This is a genomic window from Streptomyces sp. Pv4-95, from assembly GCF_045782725.1.
Taxonomy (GTDB): Bacteria; Actinomycetota; Actinomycetes; order Streptomycetales; family Streptomycetaceae; genus Streptomyces.
This window is the reverse complement of record NZ_CP127172.1, coordinates 4677196-4693137: the sequence shown is the minus strand read 5'-3', so window position 1 is coordinate 4693137 and position 15942 is coordinate 4677196. Positions and strand designations below refer to the sequence as shown.

Here is a 15942-nt window from a genome sequence, read left to right as displayed (position 1 = left end):
CTCCGCGCGCCTACCGCGGACTCTCCACCCGCCTCCGCCGGATGGCCAGGGCCATGAGCGCCGCGGCGGCGCACAGGGCGCCGGAGGCGAACCACACCGGGTCATAGGTACCGAAGGCGTCGCGCGCCAGGCCGCCGACGAAGGCGATGGCCGCGGCACCCACCTGGTGAGCGGCCAGTACCCAGCCGAAGACGATCGCGCTGTCCTCGCCGTAGTACTCGCGGCACAGGGCGATGGTCGGCGGGACCGTCGCCACCCAGTCCAGGCCGTAGAAGACGATGAAGAAGAGCATCGGCGGATGGACGGAGTCCGCGAGCAGCAGCGGCAGGAACATCAGTGACACACCGCGCAGGCCGTAGTAGACGGCGAGCAGCCGGCGGGTGTCGAAGCGGTCGGTGAACCAGCCGGAGGCGATCGTGCCCGCGATGTCGAAGACGCCGATCACCGCGAGCAGCGAGGCGGCCGCCGTCATCGGCATCCCGTGATCGTGCGCGGCAGGCACGAAGTGGGTCTTGACCAGCCCGTTCGTCGTGGCCCCGCAGATCGCGAACGTGCCGGCGAGGAGCCAGAACGGGCCCGCGGGAGTCCCGCCCCCCGAACGGAACCTGGCGGGGAGGGCCGCCGAGACCAGGGCCCGGACCGCGCGCCGGGCGGCGCCGCGCTGCGGGGGCGGCTTCGGCACGAACTCCGTCGCCCCGTACGGCGCGAGGCCGACGTCCGCGGGGTGGTCCCGCAGCAGCAGCCACACCAGGGGGACGACGGCGACGGCCGCGAGGGAGACGGTCACGGCGGCCGGGCGCCAGTCGTGCCGATCGACGATCCAGGACAGCAGCGGGAGGAAGACCAGCTGCCCGGAGGCGCCCCCCGCGGTGAGAATGCCGGTGACCAGCCCGCGCCGCTCGGTGAACCAGCGGCCGGTGACCGTCGCGGCGAAGGCCAGCGCCATCGACCCGCTGCCCAGGCCGACCAGGACGCCCCAGTAGAGGACGAGTTGCCAGCTGCTGGTCATGAAGACGGTCAGCGCCGCGCCGGCCGCGATCACCGACAGGGCGGCGGCGACCACCCGCCGGATGCCGAAGCGGTCCATCAAGGCGGCGGCGAACGGCGCGGTGAGGCCGTACAGGGCGAGGTTCACCGAGACCGCGAAGCCGATGGTGCCGCGCGACCAGTGGAATTCGGCGTGCAGCGGGTCGATGAGGAGGCCCGGGAGGGAGGCGAAGCCGGCCGCGCCGATGATCGTGAGGAAGGTGACCGCGGCCACCACCCAGGCCCGGTGCGGACGCCGACGGTGCGGCGCGGGGGCGCGCGGGGCGGCCTCGGGGGCCGCGGTGCCGGGGGCCGCGGTGCCAGGGGCCGTGGCGTCGGGGGCCGTGGCATCGGGGGCCGCCGCTTCCGTCGGGCCCGCGACGGTCAGGGGCAGTTCGGGTATCTGGGTCACCAGAGCAGCTTGGCCGCGCCGCCCGGCCGGAACGAGTGGCCGGAGGGCCACGGTTCGCCAGGATCGGGCCAGCAGGTGGCCGAGCCTGGCCCGGTGGGGACGATGAAACGGACAGGGTGCCAGGGACGACCGGGGCGAAGGAGTACCGGAGCGTCAGAGGGGGAGGGCGAGAGATGGGAGACGTGATCGACGAGCGAGAGTATGTCCTCCGGCCGATCGGGCGGGTCGAGTCCCCGTTGACGGACCGCGCCACGGCACCGAAGCAGGGCGACGAGGGCGCGCCCGAAGCCTGGCTGGTGTTCGCGCCGGGCGTGCGCGAAGGCTTGCGCGATCTGCGGGTGGACGCGGAGATCATCGTGCTGACCTGGCTCGATCGTGCACATCGTGACGTCCTGGCGGTCCACCCGCGCGGGGAGGAACCGCGCCCGGAGACGGGGGTGTTCCAGACGCGCTCGCCCGACCGGCCGAACCCGGTCGGGCTGCACCGGGTGACCGTCACGGCGATCGACGGCCTGCGGGTGCGCGTACGGAATCTGGAGGCGCTGGACGCCACTCCCGTCATCGATGTGAAGCCCGTGCTCGACCCGGGGGCCGAGCGATGAGGGTGCCAGGCCGGCCGCAGACAGCGCCGCTCGGAAACGCGGCGCCCGGTGCGCCCGTCAGTCGAAGGTCAGCACCCCCCGCGCCACCCGGCCGTGGTGCGCGTCGTCCGCCGCCTTCGCGAAGTCCTCGACCGGGTAGGTCTCCGTGACCAACTCGTCGAGCAGCAGCCGTCCTTCGCGGTAGAGACCGGCGTACAGCGCGATGTCGCGCTGCGGCCGTGCGGAGCCGTAGCGGCAGCCCAGGATCGACTTGTCCAGATACATCGACGAGACCAGGAACGACGCCTCCGCCGTGGCCGGCGGCACGCCCAGCAGCACCGCCTGACCGTGCCGGTCGAGCAGATCGATCGCCTGCCGGATCAGCCGCGTACTGCCCACGCACTCGAAGGCGTGGTCGGCCCCGGTCGGCAGGATCTCCCGGACCGCTCTGACGCTGTCCCCCACCGCGGACGCGTCGACGAAGTGCGTCGCCCCGAACTGCCGCGCCACCGCCTCCTTCGCGGGGTTGGCGTCGACCGCGACGATCGTCGACGCCCCGGCGAGGCGTGCACCCTGGAGCACGTTGAGCCCGATGCCGCCGGTGCCGATCACCACGACCGAGTCACCCCGGTCCACCTTCGCCCGGTTGAGCACCGCCCCGACGCCGGTCAGCACGCCGCAGCCGATGAGAGCGGCGGACGTCAGCGGTATGTCCGGGGCGATCTTCACCGCCTGCACGGCCTTGACGACGGTGCGCTCCGCGAACGCCGAGTTCGACGCGAACTGGAACAGCCGCTTCGCCCCCCGGCGGAACGGCTTCCCCGGCATCCCGATCGCCTTCCGGCACATCGTCGGCCGCCCCCGGTCGCACTCCGCGCAGGCCCCGCAGTTCGCCAGCGTCGACAGCGCGACGTGGTCGCCGGGGACCACATGGCCGACGCCGGGGCCGACGGCCTCGACCACCCCCGCACCCTCGTGCCCCAGCACCACCGGGACCGGGAACGGGATCGTGCCGTCGACCACCGACAGATCGCTGTGGCAGAGCCCGGCCGCCCGGATGCCGACGAGCACCTCGCCGGGGCCCGGGTCGCGCACCTCCAGATCGTCCACGACCCGGGGCTGCTCACCGTCGAATATGACGCCTCTCATCACCGCTCCACTCTGGGCAGGCCGAGCACGCGCTCGGCGATGATGTTGCGCTGGATCTCGTCCGAGCCGCCGTAGAGGGTGTCGGCCCGGGTGAACAGGAACAGCCGCTGCATCGGGTCCAGCGCGTACGGCGCCTCGGCGGTCCAGTCCGCGGGCCCCAGCGCGGCGGCGGCCCCGCGCACCCGCATCGCCAGCTCCCCCAGGCGCTGGTGCCAGCCGCCCCACAGCAGTTTCGCCACACTGGGCGCTCCGGCATCACCGGCCGCGCCCAGGGTCCGTAGCGCGTTCCACCGCATGACCTTCAACTCCGCCCACTGGCAGACCAGTTGATCGTGCAGCACCGGATCAAGGACCGCTCCGGAGCGGATCGCGGTCTCGACGACCTCGGCCAGCTCGGCCGCGAATCCGATCTGTTGGACCAAGGTCGAGACGCCGCGCTCCCGGGCCAGCAGCCCCATCGCCACCCGCCAGCCGTTGCCCTCCGCGCCGACCACATGCCCGGCCCGCGCCACGGCCCCGTCGAAGAACACCTCGTTGAACTCTGCCGTGCCCGACATCTGGCGGATCGGCCGCACCTCGATCCGTCCCGGCTGGTCCATCGCCACCAGCAGGAAGGACAGGCCCCGGTGCCGCCGCTCGCGGGGATCGGTCCGCGCCAGCACGAAGCACCAGTCGGCCTCCGCGGCCAGCGAGGTCCAGATCTTCTGCCCGGTGACCCGGTAGACGTCGCCGTCCCGGACCGCGGCGGTCCGCACTCCGGCCAGGTCGGATCCTGCGTCGGGCTCGCTGTACCCCTGGCACCACAGCTCCTCGCCTCGCGCGACGGGCGGCAGGAAGCGCCGCTTCTGCGCGTCGTCCCCGTACGCCAGCAGGGTGGGCGCCAGCAGGTTCTCCCCGATGTGCCCCATCCGCCCCGGGGCCCGCGCCCTGGCGTACTCCTCGGCCCAGACGACCTGCTGCGTCAGCGTCGCCGTGCGATTGCCGTACGCCTCGCTCCAGCCGAGTCCGATCCAGCCGCCGGAACCCAGCTCGCGTTCCCACTCCCGGCGCGCCCGCGGAGCCTCGTGCTCGCTGCCCGGCCCGCCACGCCCCGCCGCATCGGCGTACGCGCCCACGAGGTGCGCGCGCAGCCACCGCCGCGCCTCCCCCCGGAACGCCTCGTCCTCATCTGCGAACCCGAAGTCCACCCCGGCCTCCCGCCACCGCCCGCGCTCCGCACGGGGTTCCCGCTCCTGTCGCGCCCCGGCTGCCGCGTCCGACGGCCGCCGGGCCCTCGGCTCGACACGGCCTAGGCGTTGGGGCGCGCCTTCTCGGCTGCGGCCGCCGCCATCGCCGTGACCTGCGCGAGCATCGGCATCGGGTCCGTGCCGACCGACCCCGGCAGCACCTCACCGATCCGCTCCGGCGTCCAGCCGCCGTCCCCGGCGTACACCGAGCGCAGCTCCCTCGGCTGCGCCCAGACCGCGATCTTCGGGCCCGCGACGGTGTAGACCTGCCCGGTGATGCCCTCTTCGCGGGCCCGCTCGCTCAACAGATAGACGACGAGGGCCGCCACGTCCTCCGGCTCCCCGATCTCCGTCAGCTCCATCGGCACATTCGCCGACATCCGGGTACGGGCGACCGGCGCCACCGCGTTGGCCGTGACGCCGTACTTGTGCAGCCCCAGGGCCGCGCTGCGCACCAGCGAGATGATCCCGCCCTTGGCGGCCGAGTAGTTGGCCTGGGACACGCTGCCCTGGTGGTTGCCGCTGGTGAAGCCGACCAGCGTGCCCGAACCCTGCCTGCGCATCACCGCGCTCGCCGCCTTGAAGACGGTGAAGGTGCCCTTCAGATGGGTGGCGACGACGGGGTCCCACTCCTCCTCGGACATGTTGAACAGCATCCGCTCCCGCAGGATCCCCGCGACGCACACCACCCCGTCGATCCGGCCGTACTGCGCCAGCGCGGTGTCCACGATGCGCTGCCCGCCCGCCATGGTGGACACGTCGTCGGCCACCGCCGTCGCGATGTGCCCGGCCGCCTCGATCTCCTTCACCACGGATTCGGCGACCTCGCTGCTCGGTTCGCCGCCCGCGATCGAGACCCCGTAGTCGTTGACGACGACCTTCGCGCCCTGTTCCGCGCAGGCGAGGGCGACCGCCCGGCCGATGCCGCGCCCCGCCCCCGTCACGGCGATCACCTTGCCGGCCAAGAAGTTCCCCATGCCGCGCCCCTTCCCGCAGTTTCTGACGGACCGTTAGATTTTTGAGCAGACCCGGTCCGAACACAAGACCCGGGGCCGAACCCGCCGAGGAGGGCCCATGCCCCTGCCACAGGAGTTCCACGAGATCGCCGCGCGCGTGAACAATTGGGGCCGTTGGGGGCCACAGGACGAGATCGGCACCCTGAACCTGATCACCGAGCAGGCCGTACGGGACGCCGTCGACTGCGTCCGCTCCGGCCGGCGCATCCCGCTCGCTCTGCCGCTCCGGCAGGACGGGGTGCAGACCGGCATGATCCCGGGGCGGGTCAATCCGCTGCACACCATGACCGCCATCAACCAGGAGATCTTCGGCCCCGGCACCATCGCCACCTCGGACGACGCGGTCACCATGGGGCTGCAGGCCGCCACCCACTGGGACGGCCTCACCCATGTCTCGTACGCCGGCCGGCTCTACAACAACCGCCCGGCCGACTCCGTCACCGCACACGCAGGCGCCACCCGCCTCGGCATAGAGAAGGCCACCCCGATCGCCTCCCGCGGCGTCCTCCTCGACGTGGCGCGCGCCCACGGCACCGACCGGCTTCCGGGCGGGCATGCCGTCACTCCCGAAGACCTGGACGCCGCCGAGGAGTTGGCGGGCACCACGGTGCGGGCGGGCGACCTCGTCCTCGTCCGGACCGGGCAGGTGCAGCACTACCTCGCCGGCGACCGCGAGGCGTACGCCTTCCCTTCCCCCGGCCTCTCGCTGCGCACCCCGGAGTGGTTCCACGCCCGCGACGTCGCGGCCGTCGCCAACGACACCCTGACCTTCGAGATCTTCCCGCCGGAGATCGAGAATCTGTGGCTGCCGGTGCACGCCCTCCACCTCGTCGAGATGGGCATGCTCCAGGGCCAGAACTGGAACCTGGAGGAGCTGTCCGCGGCCTGCGTGGAGCGGGGTGACGGCGCGTTCTTCCTGTCCGCGATGGCCGAACCGTTCGTCGGAGGGTCCGGCACACCCGTCGCGCCCGTCGCCGTGCTGTGACCCGCCCGGCCGGAGGGCCCTCGCCGACGACCGGTCGGCCTCCCGGCCTCAGGCGCGACGCGTCATGACGCGGGGAGGCTCGTACGCCCCGAGGTCCGCTCCCGCCGCCATCAGCAGCGGCTGCCCCCGGTCGACCTCGCACCAGATCCGCTTGCCGGCGCCCTCGGGCTGCCAGCCCCAGCGGTCCGCGAGTCCGTCGACCAGTTCGAGGCCGCGGCCGTTGGTCTCGTCACCGTCGGCGTGCCGCCGACGTGGTGGCCGGGCACTGGCGTCGGCCACTTCGACCCGGACCGTCCCGACCACGGCCCCCGAGCCGGAGAAGCACATCCGCAGCTCGGCCGCGCAGCCGGTGTGCACCACGGCGTTCGTGACGAGCTCGGAGATCAACAGGATCAGCGTCTCCGCCAATGGCTCGTCGGCTCCTATGCCGGACCCCACGAGCCGCGACCTGGCCCACCGTCGGGCCCGCCCCACCTCCGCGGGGTCGGGCCGCACCTCCAACTGCACCTGAAGCACCTGCACCGCTCACACCATCCGAACCGGCGGAAACATCGCCTCGCGCCTCCACGGAGTCACGGTGCGTGACCCCGGCGAAGCACAGCATGGTTGACGTTGAGTCACCCCAACAAGCGCTTCGGGCATATTCCAACGCAAGGGAGTATGCGTACTGCATACTGTGCGACGCGCTTCGCGGGGAGTCGAACACGGGGAAATACCGGGCCCCGGCCCGAAACGAGCGGTGTGCAGTCCGCATCCCGGAGCCGTCCTACCGACGGCACCGCGGTCGTTGCGCCACAGAACCACTCGCACCCAACGGAGCGTACCCGAGCCAAGGAGCGACTCCCCCCTGTGACGAGTCACGCCTAGGACACAACCCGATATCGACTGTCCGTGACCACTTATGTGTGGTGAGTCCGACATTTCGCACACGGGTTGCGTGAGTCCGACATGGCCACCCAGAGGCGACCACCGCGCGCGGTCAGGCCCGGCCGTCAGGCCACGAGGCCCTCGGCGAGCAGCCGCTCCGCCTCGCCCGCCGTCCCCCAGCTCTCCGCCCGCAGCCAGGCGCGCTTGAGGTGCAGATGGACGTCCGCCTCCCAGGTGAAGCCCATCCCGCCGTACACCTGGAGGCAGTCCCGGGCGTTGCGCACCGCGGCGTCGTCGGCGAGCAGCTTCGCCCCGGCGACCTCCAGCGCCTCTTCCGTCACCGCGGCCGCGTAGACCGCGCTCCTGGCGACTTCGGCGCGTACCAGCATCTGGGCGCACAGATGTTTGACCGCCTGGAACGACCCGATCGCCGCGCCGAACTGCTCCCGCTCCCGCGCGTACGCCACCGCCATCTCGACCGTGCGGGCCGCGCTGCCGAGCTGCTGGGCCGCGGCGAGCAGGGCGGCCTCCCGGCGCAGCCGGGCCGCGTCCAGCGGCAGCGGTGTGCCCTGCGGGCGGTCCGTGACACGGGCGAGCGGCGTGAGGGGGTCGATGGAGGTCAGCGCCGTCCGGTCCACGGCCGACGCGCCGCTGCGGTACGCCCCGCCGTCGCGGCCCGGGCCGGGCGGCCCGTCCACCAGGATCAGCTCATCACAGTCGCACGGGTGTTCCCACAGCGTCGGGTCGGCCGCGGCGTCGCACAGCCCCACGATCCGCTCACCGGTCGCGGCGCCGTCCACCGTCCCCGCCAGCAGCTGGCAGGCGGCCAGCGGTCCCGGCAGCAGCGCCCGTCCCGCCTCCTCGAAGACCAGCACCGCCTCCGGGAGGCCCAGGCCCACCCCGCCGGCCGCCTCCGGCAGCCGCAGGGCGAAGAAACCGGCGTCGCCCAGCTCGCGCCAGAGCGCCCGGTCCAGTGCGGGCTCGTCGACGGCGGCGCGCAGCCGGTCCCGGCCGAACCGGCCCGCCAGCAGCTCGCGGGTGCCGGCGCGCAACGCCTCTTGATCATCGGTGAGGTGGAAGTCCACGGCGTGGTCACCGCCCCTTCGGCAGGCCGAGGATCCGCTCGGCGATGATGTTCTGCTGGATCTGCGAGGTGCCGGCCGCGATGGTGTACGAGAGCGCGGAGAGCCGGTCGGCGACCCAGGCGTGGCCGGCGTCCAGCGCCCCGGCGCCCAGCACCTCCGCCGCTGCGTCGTACAGCTCCTGGCGGGCGTGCGAGTAGCGCAGCTTGAAGACCGAGCCGCCGATGCCCGGCACGCCGCCGGTGCGCTGGGCGCCGCTCACGTTCCACTGGGTGAGCCGCCACAGCGCGGTGAACTCCGCGTTCAGCCGGCCGAGCCGGCGGCGCAGTACGGCGTCGTCCCAGCGGCCGTTGGCGCGGGCGGCCCCGGCGAGCGCGCCGAGCACCCGGCGGCAGGCAACCACCTCGCCGACGAAGGCGGTGCCGCGCTCGAAGGAGAGGGTCACCATCGTCACCCGCCAGCCGTCGTTCTCCGCCCCGACCCGGTTGCCGGCCGGGACCCTGACCTCGTCGAGGAACAGCTCGGCGAACTCGGTGGAGCCGGCCAGGGTGCGCAGCGGCCGCACGGTCACACCCGGCGCGTCCATCGGCATGGCGAGCCAGCTCAGGCCGTGGTGCCGGGGCGCCGCGGGGTCGGTGCGGACCAGCAGCTCGCACCAGTCGGCGACCTCCGCGTGCGAGGTCCAGATCTTGGAGCCGCTGACCACGTATGTGTCGCCGTCGCGGACCGCCCTGGTACGCAGTGCGGCCAGGTCGGAACCCGCGTCCGGTTCGCTGAAGCCCTGGCACCAGATCTCCTCGCCGCGCAGGATCGGCGGCAGCCAGCGGGCGCGCTGGGCGGCGGTGCCCTCGGCGGCGATGGTCGGCCCGGCGTGCAGCAGACCGACGAAGTTGGCGCCGACGTAGGGCGCCCCGGCGCGCTCGGACTCCTCCAGGAAGATCAGGTGCTGGGTGGGGGTGGCGCCCTGCCCGCCGGCGTCCCGCGGCCAGTGCAGGCCGGCGTATCCGGCGTCGTGGAGCATGCACTGCCAGGCCGCGTCGTAGGCCCGGCGGGCGGGCCAGTCGGTCGCGGCGGGCTTGGCGGGAAGCCGGGGCAGCACCGTGTCCAGCCACCGCCGCAGCCGCGCCCGGAAGGCTTCCTCTTCTTCGGTGCAGGTCAGGTCCATGCCGGGCCCACTACTCGGCGCACTTGTCGCGCTCGGGGCCCGGTACGGACCCGGCGCTGCCGCGTACCGGCGGCAAGATCGAGTCGGTGTGCGGTGGCTCCATCCGGTTCCCCTCGCCGTATCTGATGCACCGTCAGAAAGAGCCTAGCCCCGGCCCCTCTGGACCGACAAGACGTCCGCGGCTACCCTCTGCCCCACATCTGACGGCTCGTCAGTTCTCGGGAGGCCGCATGGCCGGCAACACGCTCTGGGACCTGCTCGCGTGGCGCGCGGCACTCACCCCGTCCGCGCCGGCGCTCATCCAGGGAGCCGATTCCGCACGGCACGAGCGCCGCCTGACCTTCGGCGCCCTGCACCGGCGCGCGGAACGCGTCGCCGCCGGCCTGTACGCACGGGGCGTACGCCCCGGCACTCGGCTCGTCTGGCAACTGCCGACCCGCATCGAGACCGTGGTGCTCAGCCTGGCCCTGGCCCGGATCGGCGCCGTCCAGAGCCCGGTCGTCCCGCTCTACCGCGACCACGAGGTCGGCCAGGTGCTGCGGCGCACGGGAGCGGCCTTCCTCGCCGTCCCCGGCACCTGGCGCGGCTTCGACCACACCGCGATGGCGCATCGCCTGGCCTGGAACCTCCCCGGCCCGCTCACCGTCATCGACGTCCACGCCGCCCTCCCCGAGGCCGATCCGGCGATCCTCCCCCCGCCCCCCGACGACGGCGAGGAGGTCCGCTGGATCTACTGGACCTCCGGCACCACCGCCGGCCCCAAGGGCGTGCTGCACACCGACCGCAGCCTGCTCACCGCCGGCCGCTGTCTGGCCGGCGCACTGCGCATCGGCCCGTCCGACGTCGGCTCCATGGCCTTCCCCTACGCCCACGTGGCGGGCCCGGACTACACCGTCATGCTGCTCCTGCACGGCATCCCCGCCGTGCTGCTCGAGCACTTCGCGCTGCCCCGCTCGCTCGCCGCCTACCGCCGCCACCACGTCACCGTCGCGGGCGGCTCAACCGCCTTCTACCAGCTCTTCCTCACGGCCCAGCGCGCCCTTCCGCCCGGCCGTCGACTGCTGCCGTCCCTGCGCCTGCTGGCCGGCGGCGGCGCGCCCCTGCCTCCCGAGCTGTACCACGAGGCCGTCGCCGAGCTGGGCTGCCGGCTCGCCCACGGCTACGCCATGACCGAGGCACCGATGGTGACCATGGGCGATCCGACGGACCTCCCCGAGCACCTCGCCACGACCGCCGGCCGGCCGGCCGCCGGCATGGACGTCCGGATCACCCCCGGCACCGGCGAGATACGGCTGCGCGGCCCGGCCGTCTGCCGCGGCTACCTGGACGAGCCGGACCCCTTCGACGCCGACGGCTACCTCCCCACCGGCGATCTCGGCCGCCTCACCCCCACCGGCCATCTCGTCGTCACCGGCCGACTCAAGGACCTCATCATCCGCAAGGGCGAGAACATCTCTCCTCAGGAGATCGAGGCACTCCTGCACCGCCACCCGGACGTGGCCGACGCGGCCGTCATCGGGCTGCCGGACCCCGCCCGCGGCGAACGCGTCTGCGCGGTCATCGAACAGACCCTGCAGTCAACGCAGTTGAGGCAGTTGACGCTGGCGGACGTCACCGCCCACCTGCGCGCCCAGGGCCTGGCGCCGCACAAGCTTCCCGAGCAACTGGAAGTGCTCGCCGCGCTGCCCCGCGGGGCGACACTCGGCAAGGTGCTCAAACAGGACCTCCGGGACCGCTTCGGCGACACCGCGGTGGGCCGACCGTAAAGCGGACATCTGCTGTCCGCAATGCCCCGTACCTTCGTCGCATGAGCGACCCCCGCCCCCGCATCGACACCGCCGGCCGCCGGGCCCGCCTCGGGCGGCGCCACCTCCTCGCGCCCGCGCACCGGGCGGCCACCCCCGAGGCGGTCGCCGACGCCGTCCTCGGCCTGCATGCCACCGACGCCGCGACCGTCCACCTCGCCGCCGGGGCACGGCTCGCCGCACCGGACCCCGGTGCCGTCGAGCACGCCCTCTACGACGATGTCACCCTGGTCAGGCTGCTCTGCATGCGCCGCACCCTCTTCGCCGTGGCCGCCGACCTGGTGCCCGCCGTCTGGTCCTCGACCGCGCAGGCCATCGCCGCGCGGGAACGGCGCGGCATGACCGCCTGGGTGCTGGACGGGGTGCCCGGCTGGGACGAACGACGGCTGGCCGACGTCGAGCACCTGACCCTGGCCGCACTGGCCGCACGCGGCGCGGCCACCGCCGCCGAACTCGCCGCCGACGTGCCCGGTCTGCGCGAGACGATCCTGGTCTCCCCCGGAAAGCCGTACGAAGCGGCGGTCGCCGTCTCCACTCGCATCCTGCGGGTGCTGGCCGCCGAGGGCCGGATCCGGCGGGGCCGCCCGCGCGGCGGCTGGACCAGCAGTTCCTTCCGCTGGGCCCCGGGCACCGCGCTCTCCGACCGGCCGGCGCCGCCCGCCGAGGAGGCCCGCGCCGACCTCGCCCGCCGCTGGCTCGCGGCATACGGCCCGGCGACCGTCGAGGACCTCAAATGGTGGACGGGCTGGACGCTGACCGACACCCGGCGCGCGCTGGCCGCGACCGGCGCGGTCGAAGTCCTTCTGCACGACGGCGCCGACGGCACCGACGGTCTCGTCCTGCCGGAAGACCTCGCACCGGTCGCGCCGCCCGAGCCCTGGGCCGCGCTGCTGCCGGCTCTCGACCCCACCGCCATGGGCTGGAAGGCCCGCGACTGGTACCTCGACCCCGGACACGTACCGCGGCTCTTCGACCGCAGCGGCAACGTCGGCCCGACGGTGTGGTGGAACGGCCGGATCATCGGCGGCTGGGCCCAGCGGGCGGACGGCGAGATCGTCTGGCGACTGCTCACGGACGACGGGGGCCGCGAGGCCGCGAGCACGGTCGCTGACGAGGCGGCCCGGCTCGCGGCCTGGGTCGGCGAGGTCCGCATCACGCCGCGCTTCCGGACGCCGCTGGAGCGGGAGCTGACCGGCTGACCGCGCGGTGAACCGCCCGCTCGCCGACGTCGGGTGCTGCGGGGTCAGCCGGGGCGGTAGGCGTCCGTGGCCTGGTCGTAGAGGTGGTCGACCTCGCGCCGCTCGTTGTCCGGTCCGATCAGGAGCACGAGGTGATAGCGCCCCTCATGGATCATCGCGAGGTTGCGGACGTACACCTCGCGCCCGCTGCTGTCCCGCCAGGTGAAGGTGCCCTCCGCCATCGCCGTCCTCCCGACGTCGATCCGCCGGAGCCCGGAGGCGGAGGACCAGCTGGAGTCGCGGTACGGCGCCAGTTCGGCCTCCTTGTCCTGCTGGTAGGCCATCGGGTCGGTGCCGAAGCGGGCCGTGGTGTCGCGGCCGGGCACCACCACCAGCTCGTAGTCCCCGCCGACATACCGCACCTGGCCGCGGTCGTTCTCGCCGCGCCGCTCCCAGCCCTTGCGGACGGCGACCTGGAAGCCCTCCGGATCACTGCGCACCTCGAAGCCCTGGTCGAGGTCGGCGGGCGCGCCGGTCTGCGGCGCCCGGGTGCCACCCGCGCCGCCGTCCCCGTCGCCGCCCTGACCGTCGTTCTTGCCCTCTCCCGGCGCCGTGCTGCCGCCGGGGTTCGACGGGCCGGGCGTGTCCACCCGGTCCGCACCGCCCTTCCCGGCCTCCGCACCGGACTTCGGCAGGAACACCATGGCGTAGACGACCGCGGCCACCAACAGCGCCATCACCAGCCCGAGCAGCAACAGGCCCAGCCGGCGTGGCCCTCCTGACGCCCTTGCGGGCCGACGCGGCGGGGCGCCGTCCCATCCGACCTCCACCGGGCTCTGCTGCGCCGAGGGCTCAGCGGCCGGGCCACCGCGTCGGCGAGAGTCCCCGCCGGGCCCGGTCGCCCCGGCGGAGTGCGGCGGCTCGGTGAGCCTGGCGGGAGCGGGGCCGCGCAGCGGCTTCGGCTGCTTGGGGAGCCGTTGCGGACGGGACGCGGGGGCGGCTGTCGCCCGTGCGGCGGCCGGGACCTGCGGGTGTCGCTCGCGGCGGGCACGGCTCTTCTTGTGGCGTCCCTTGCGGACGAGTTCACCGCGGCGCCGCACGATCGGCAGCCGTCCCGGGTCGGCGGCCCGGTCCCTCGACGGCACGGTCACCACCCGGCTGCCCAGCTCCGGCTCCGGGGCCGAACGGATCAACGAGCGCAGCCAGCCACGCAGTTCCTCGACGTCCGGCCGGTCGGCCGGGTCCCCGCGCAGCAGCGACTCGACGACGGGCCGCAGCGCGCCGCACTCCTCGGCGGGGGCGGGCGGCTGCGAACAGACCAGCTGCGCCAGCTCGGCCGCGCTCTCCTCGGGGAACGGCGGATGCCCCTGCACGCTGCGGAACAGCAGCGCGCCCACGGCCCACAGATCGGTCGCCGGACCGACCGGCGGCGCCAACTGCCAGTTCTCGTGCACCGGACCGGCCTGTTCGGGCGACCAGCGTTCGGTGACCGGGCCGATGACCTGCAACCGGGCCTGCCGGGCCCGCTCCGCGGCGAGCGCGGCCGAGGGCCGGCCGTACGCGAGGGAGGCGGGGCCGCGCTGCTCCGGGGCGGCGGCGCCCGGCGGGGCCACGGGGGCGTGAACGACCTTCGTCAGTGAGGTCCTGGCCGGGGCGGCGGGCGCGGATCGCTCGCCGGCCTCGGCGCTGCCCCCCGCCCCCGTGCCCGGCCCGTCGGCCTCCGCCCCGGATGCCTCGCGGCGCGGCGCGGGCAGCGGACCGGCGCCCCGGACACCGCCGGTCGGGGTGCCCCTTCGGTCGTCCGCGGGCGCGACGCCGGCGTCCTGCGATCGTCCGGCGTCTTGCCCCGCGCTCCCGTCGATGTGATCGCTGTACGGACTGAACCACGGTCCTTCCGCGGTGCCCTGGCGGGCCGACGGAACGATTCCGCCCTCCTGGCGCCCCGAGGAGTCGAGAGCCGAGCCTCCCGGGAAGCCCGTCGCCCGGCCCGCGTCGGCGCCGGCTTCGGCTTCGGTGTACGCGTCGGGGCCCGGCGGAAAGTCGGTGTCGTCGTGGTGCCGCGCCCCCGGCACGCTCTGCGCCCCGGCGTCCGCGGCGCCCGGCACGGGCCGGGCGGGCGCCTCGTCACCGGACCCGTTGCGCCCGGCCTCGCCGTCCGGCAGCGCCGCCCGGACCGCGGCCGCGCGAGCACCGGCACGGTAGGCGGCGATGGCGCCGGCCCGTACCCGCCGCGGGTCCACCTCGGCGCCTTCGGGGCCCCGGCCGGCCGCCGTGTCCGCGTCCGTCACACCGGGCTCACCCGGGGCATCGGCACCGCCCGGCGCGTCCGTACCGTGCGTACCATCCGCCGTCCCGCTCAGGGCCGGTACGCCTCTGCCACCCGACAGCGGTGGCCAGTTGGCGTCCGCGGCTGCGGCAGGAGGCGGCACGCCCTGCCCCGAAGCCGCGTCCGCCCCGGGAAACCCCGCCTGCCGGCGCGTCGGGTCGCCGCCTGGCGCGTCAACTGCCCCATGGGACACCGGACCCGCGGCATCCGCGGACGCGTCGTCCCGCACCTCGCCCGCGCCGTCGGCCGGACGCTGCGCGGTCCCCGGCCCGTTCTCCCGCTCGCCGGGCACCGGCGCGTAGCCGCACAGCGCCTCCTGCGCCGCGCCCACCGCCAGACCGGTCAGCACCACCCGGCCGTCGGCGCAGACCAGGACCGTGCGGGCGGTGATGTTGCGGTGGATCCAACCCTGCGTGTGCAGGGCGCGCAGGGCGGTGAGCACATCGGCGGCGATCTCCGCGGCGCGGTGTGCGGACAGCGCCCGCTCGGCGAGCAGCGCGGACAGCGGACGCGCCGCGACGAGTTCGCCGACGATCCACAGGCTGCCGTGCTGCGCGAAGACGTCGAAGACCTGCTCCAGCCGGGGGTGATCGGGCAGCTGCGCGGCAGCCGTCGCGGCCTCCAGCGCGCGGCGTACCGCGGGATCCCGAGGACTGCGATCGGCCGCGCCCGCCGTGCCCGTCGCAGGGGCCGCGCGCACTCCGGCATCGGTGGTGCGCCTGCGGCCGTGAGGACCGTACGCCGGTTCCTGCTCGACGACCTCCGCGTCCACCACCTCGGGCAGTGGCACCTGGCGGACCAGGACCTCCTGCCCGCTGTAGGTGTCGAACGCCCGGGTCTCGGTGAAGTCGTCGTCACCCGGGGCGCGCAGCGGCAGACGGTAGCGCTCGGCGAGCACTCGTCCCGCGTACTCGTCCACGACGCCTCCCCACAGCGCGTGCTGGCCACCGTCCTCGCGGAGCCTGCCGGTGACACGCACGCCGCCGGTCGGTTCCGGTCGCATTACCGCCTCTTGCGGATGCGTATGGACTTCGATGTCTCACGATACGTGCCCGGCCCCCGGGTTGAGACCTGCTCTGCCCAACCCCGCGGGCCGGGCGGGTGGTCCGTCCGGAGCCGCCCAC

At 74.4% G+C, this 15942-nt stretch carries 12 protein-coding genes; 4 read left to right on the top strand and 8 right to left on the bottom strand.

The features are described 5' to 3' along the window. Window positions 1-10: 10 nt before the first annotated feature. A complete protein-coding gene (locus QOM21_RS20645; protein WP_407552088.1) occupies window positions 11-1438 on the bottom strand; it encodes an MFS transporter in 1428 nt (475 codons plus the stop codon). A 173-nt stretch (window positions 1439-1611) separates the two neighbouring features. Between QOM21_RS20645 and tsaA the strand changes: the two genes are divergently transcribed. Then, complete coding sequence (gene tsaA, locus QOM21_RS20640) at window positions 1612-2040, top strand: tRNA (N6-threonylcarbamoyladenosine(37)-N6)-methyltransferase TrmO (protein WP_407552086.1); 429 nt, start codon at window positions 1612-1614, stop codon at window positions 2038-2040. Between the two features lie 57 nt (window positions 2041-2097). On the opposite strand, the gene QOM21_RS20635 is transcribed toward tsaA, so the two are convergent. The 3 genes from QOM21_RS20635 to QOM21_RS20625 all read right to left on the bottom strand — a co-directional run bounded on the left by QOM21_RS20635 (window position 2098) and on the right by QOM21_RS20625 (window position 5371). After that, a complete protein-coding gene (locus tag QOM21_RS20635; protein WP_407552084.1) occupies window positions 2098-3168 on the bottom strand; it encodes a Zn-dependent alcohol dehydrogenase in 1071 nt (356 codons plus the stop codon). Next, complete coding sequence (locus tag QOM21_RS20630; protein ID WP_407552083.1) at window positions 3168-4355, bottom strand: acyl-CoA dehydrogenase family protein; 1188 nt, start codon at window positions 4353-4355, stop codon at window positions 3168-3170. The genes QOM21_RS20635 and QOM21_RS20630 overlap by 1 nt, the downstream gene beginning before the upstream one ends. Before the next feature lie 101 nt (window positions 4356-4456). Continuing rightward, window positions 4457-5371: an SDR family oxidoreductase gene (locus tag QOM21_RS20625; RefSeq protein WP_407552081.1), complete on the bottom strand. Its 915-nt coding sequence runs from the start codon at window positions 5369-5371 to the stop codon at window positions 4457-4459. Window positions 5372-5468: 97 nt separating this feature from the next. On the opposite strand from QOM21_RS20625, the gene QOM21_RS20620 reads away from it, so the two are divergent. After that, window positions 5469-6395 carry a cyclase family protein gene (locus QOM21_RS20620; protein WP_407552079.1) on the top strand — a complete coding sequence of 309 codons (927 nt, stop codon included), beginning with the start codon at window positions 5469-5471 and terminating at the stop codon, window positions 6393-6395. Between the two features lie 48 nt (window positions 6396-6443). On the opposite strand, the gene QOM21_RS20615 is transcribed toward QOM21_RS20620, so the two are convergent. The 3 genes from QOM21_RS20615 to QOM21_RS20605 form a co-directional block, all read right to left on the bottom strand. Then, a complete protein-coding gene (locus QOM21_RS20615; protein WP_393892643.1) occupies window positions 6444-6917 on the bottom strand; it encodes an ATP-binding protein in 474 nt (157 codons plus the stop codon). A gap of 470 nt (window positions 6918-7387) precedes the next feature. Continuing rightward, window positions 7388-8347: an acyl-CoA dehydrogenase family protein gene (locus QOM21_RS20610; RefSeq protein ID WP_407552077.1), complete on the bottom strand. Its 960-nt coding sequence runs from the start codon at window positions 8345-8347 to the stop codon at window positions 7388-7390. A gap of 7 nt (window positions 8348-8354) precedes the next feature. Next, on the bottom strand, window positions 8355-9509 hold the full coding sequence (locus QOM21_RS20605; RefSeq protein WP_407552075.1) for an acyl-CoA dehydrogenase family protein: 1155 nt from the start codon (window positions 9507-9509) through the stop codon (window positions 8355-8357). 230 nt (window positions 9510-9739) lie between these two features. On the opposite strand from QOM21_RS20605, the gene QOM21_RS20600 reads away from it, so the two are divergent. After that, a complete protein-coding gene (locus QOM21_RS20600; RefSeq protein WP_407552074.1) occupies window positions 9740-11275 on the top strand; it encodes a class I adenylate-forming enzyme family protein in 1536 nt (511 codons plus the stop codon). Window positions 11276-11316: 41 nt separating this feature from the next. Next, window positions 11317-12513: a winged helix DNA-binding domain-containing protein gene (locus QOM21_RS20595; protein WP_407552073.1), complete on the top strand. Its 1197-nt coding sequence runs from the start codon at window positions 11317-11319 to the stop codon at window positions 12511-12513. A 44-nt stretch (window positions 12514-12557) separates the two neighbouring features. Here QOM21_RS20595 and QOM21_RS20590 read toward each other — a convergent pair whose 3' ends face one another. Further along, window positions 12558-15821, bottom strand: coding sequence for a protein kinase (locus tag QOM21_RS20590; protein ID WP_407552071.1), 3264 nt, complete (start codon window positions 15819-15821; stop codon window positions 12558-12560). Window positions 15822-15942: the final 121 nt, after the last annotated feature.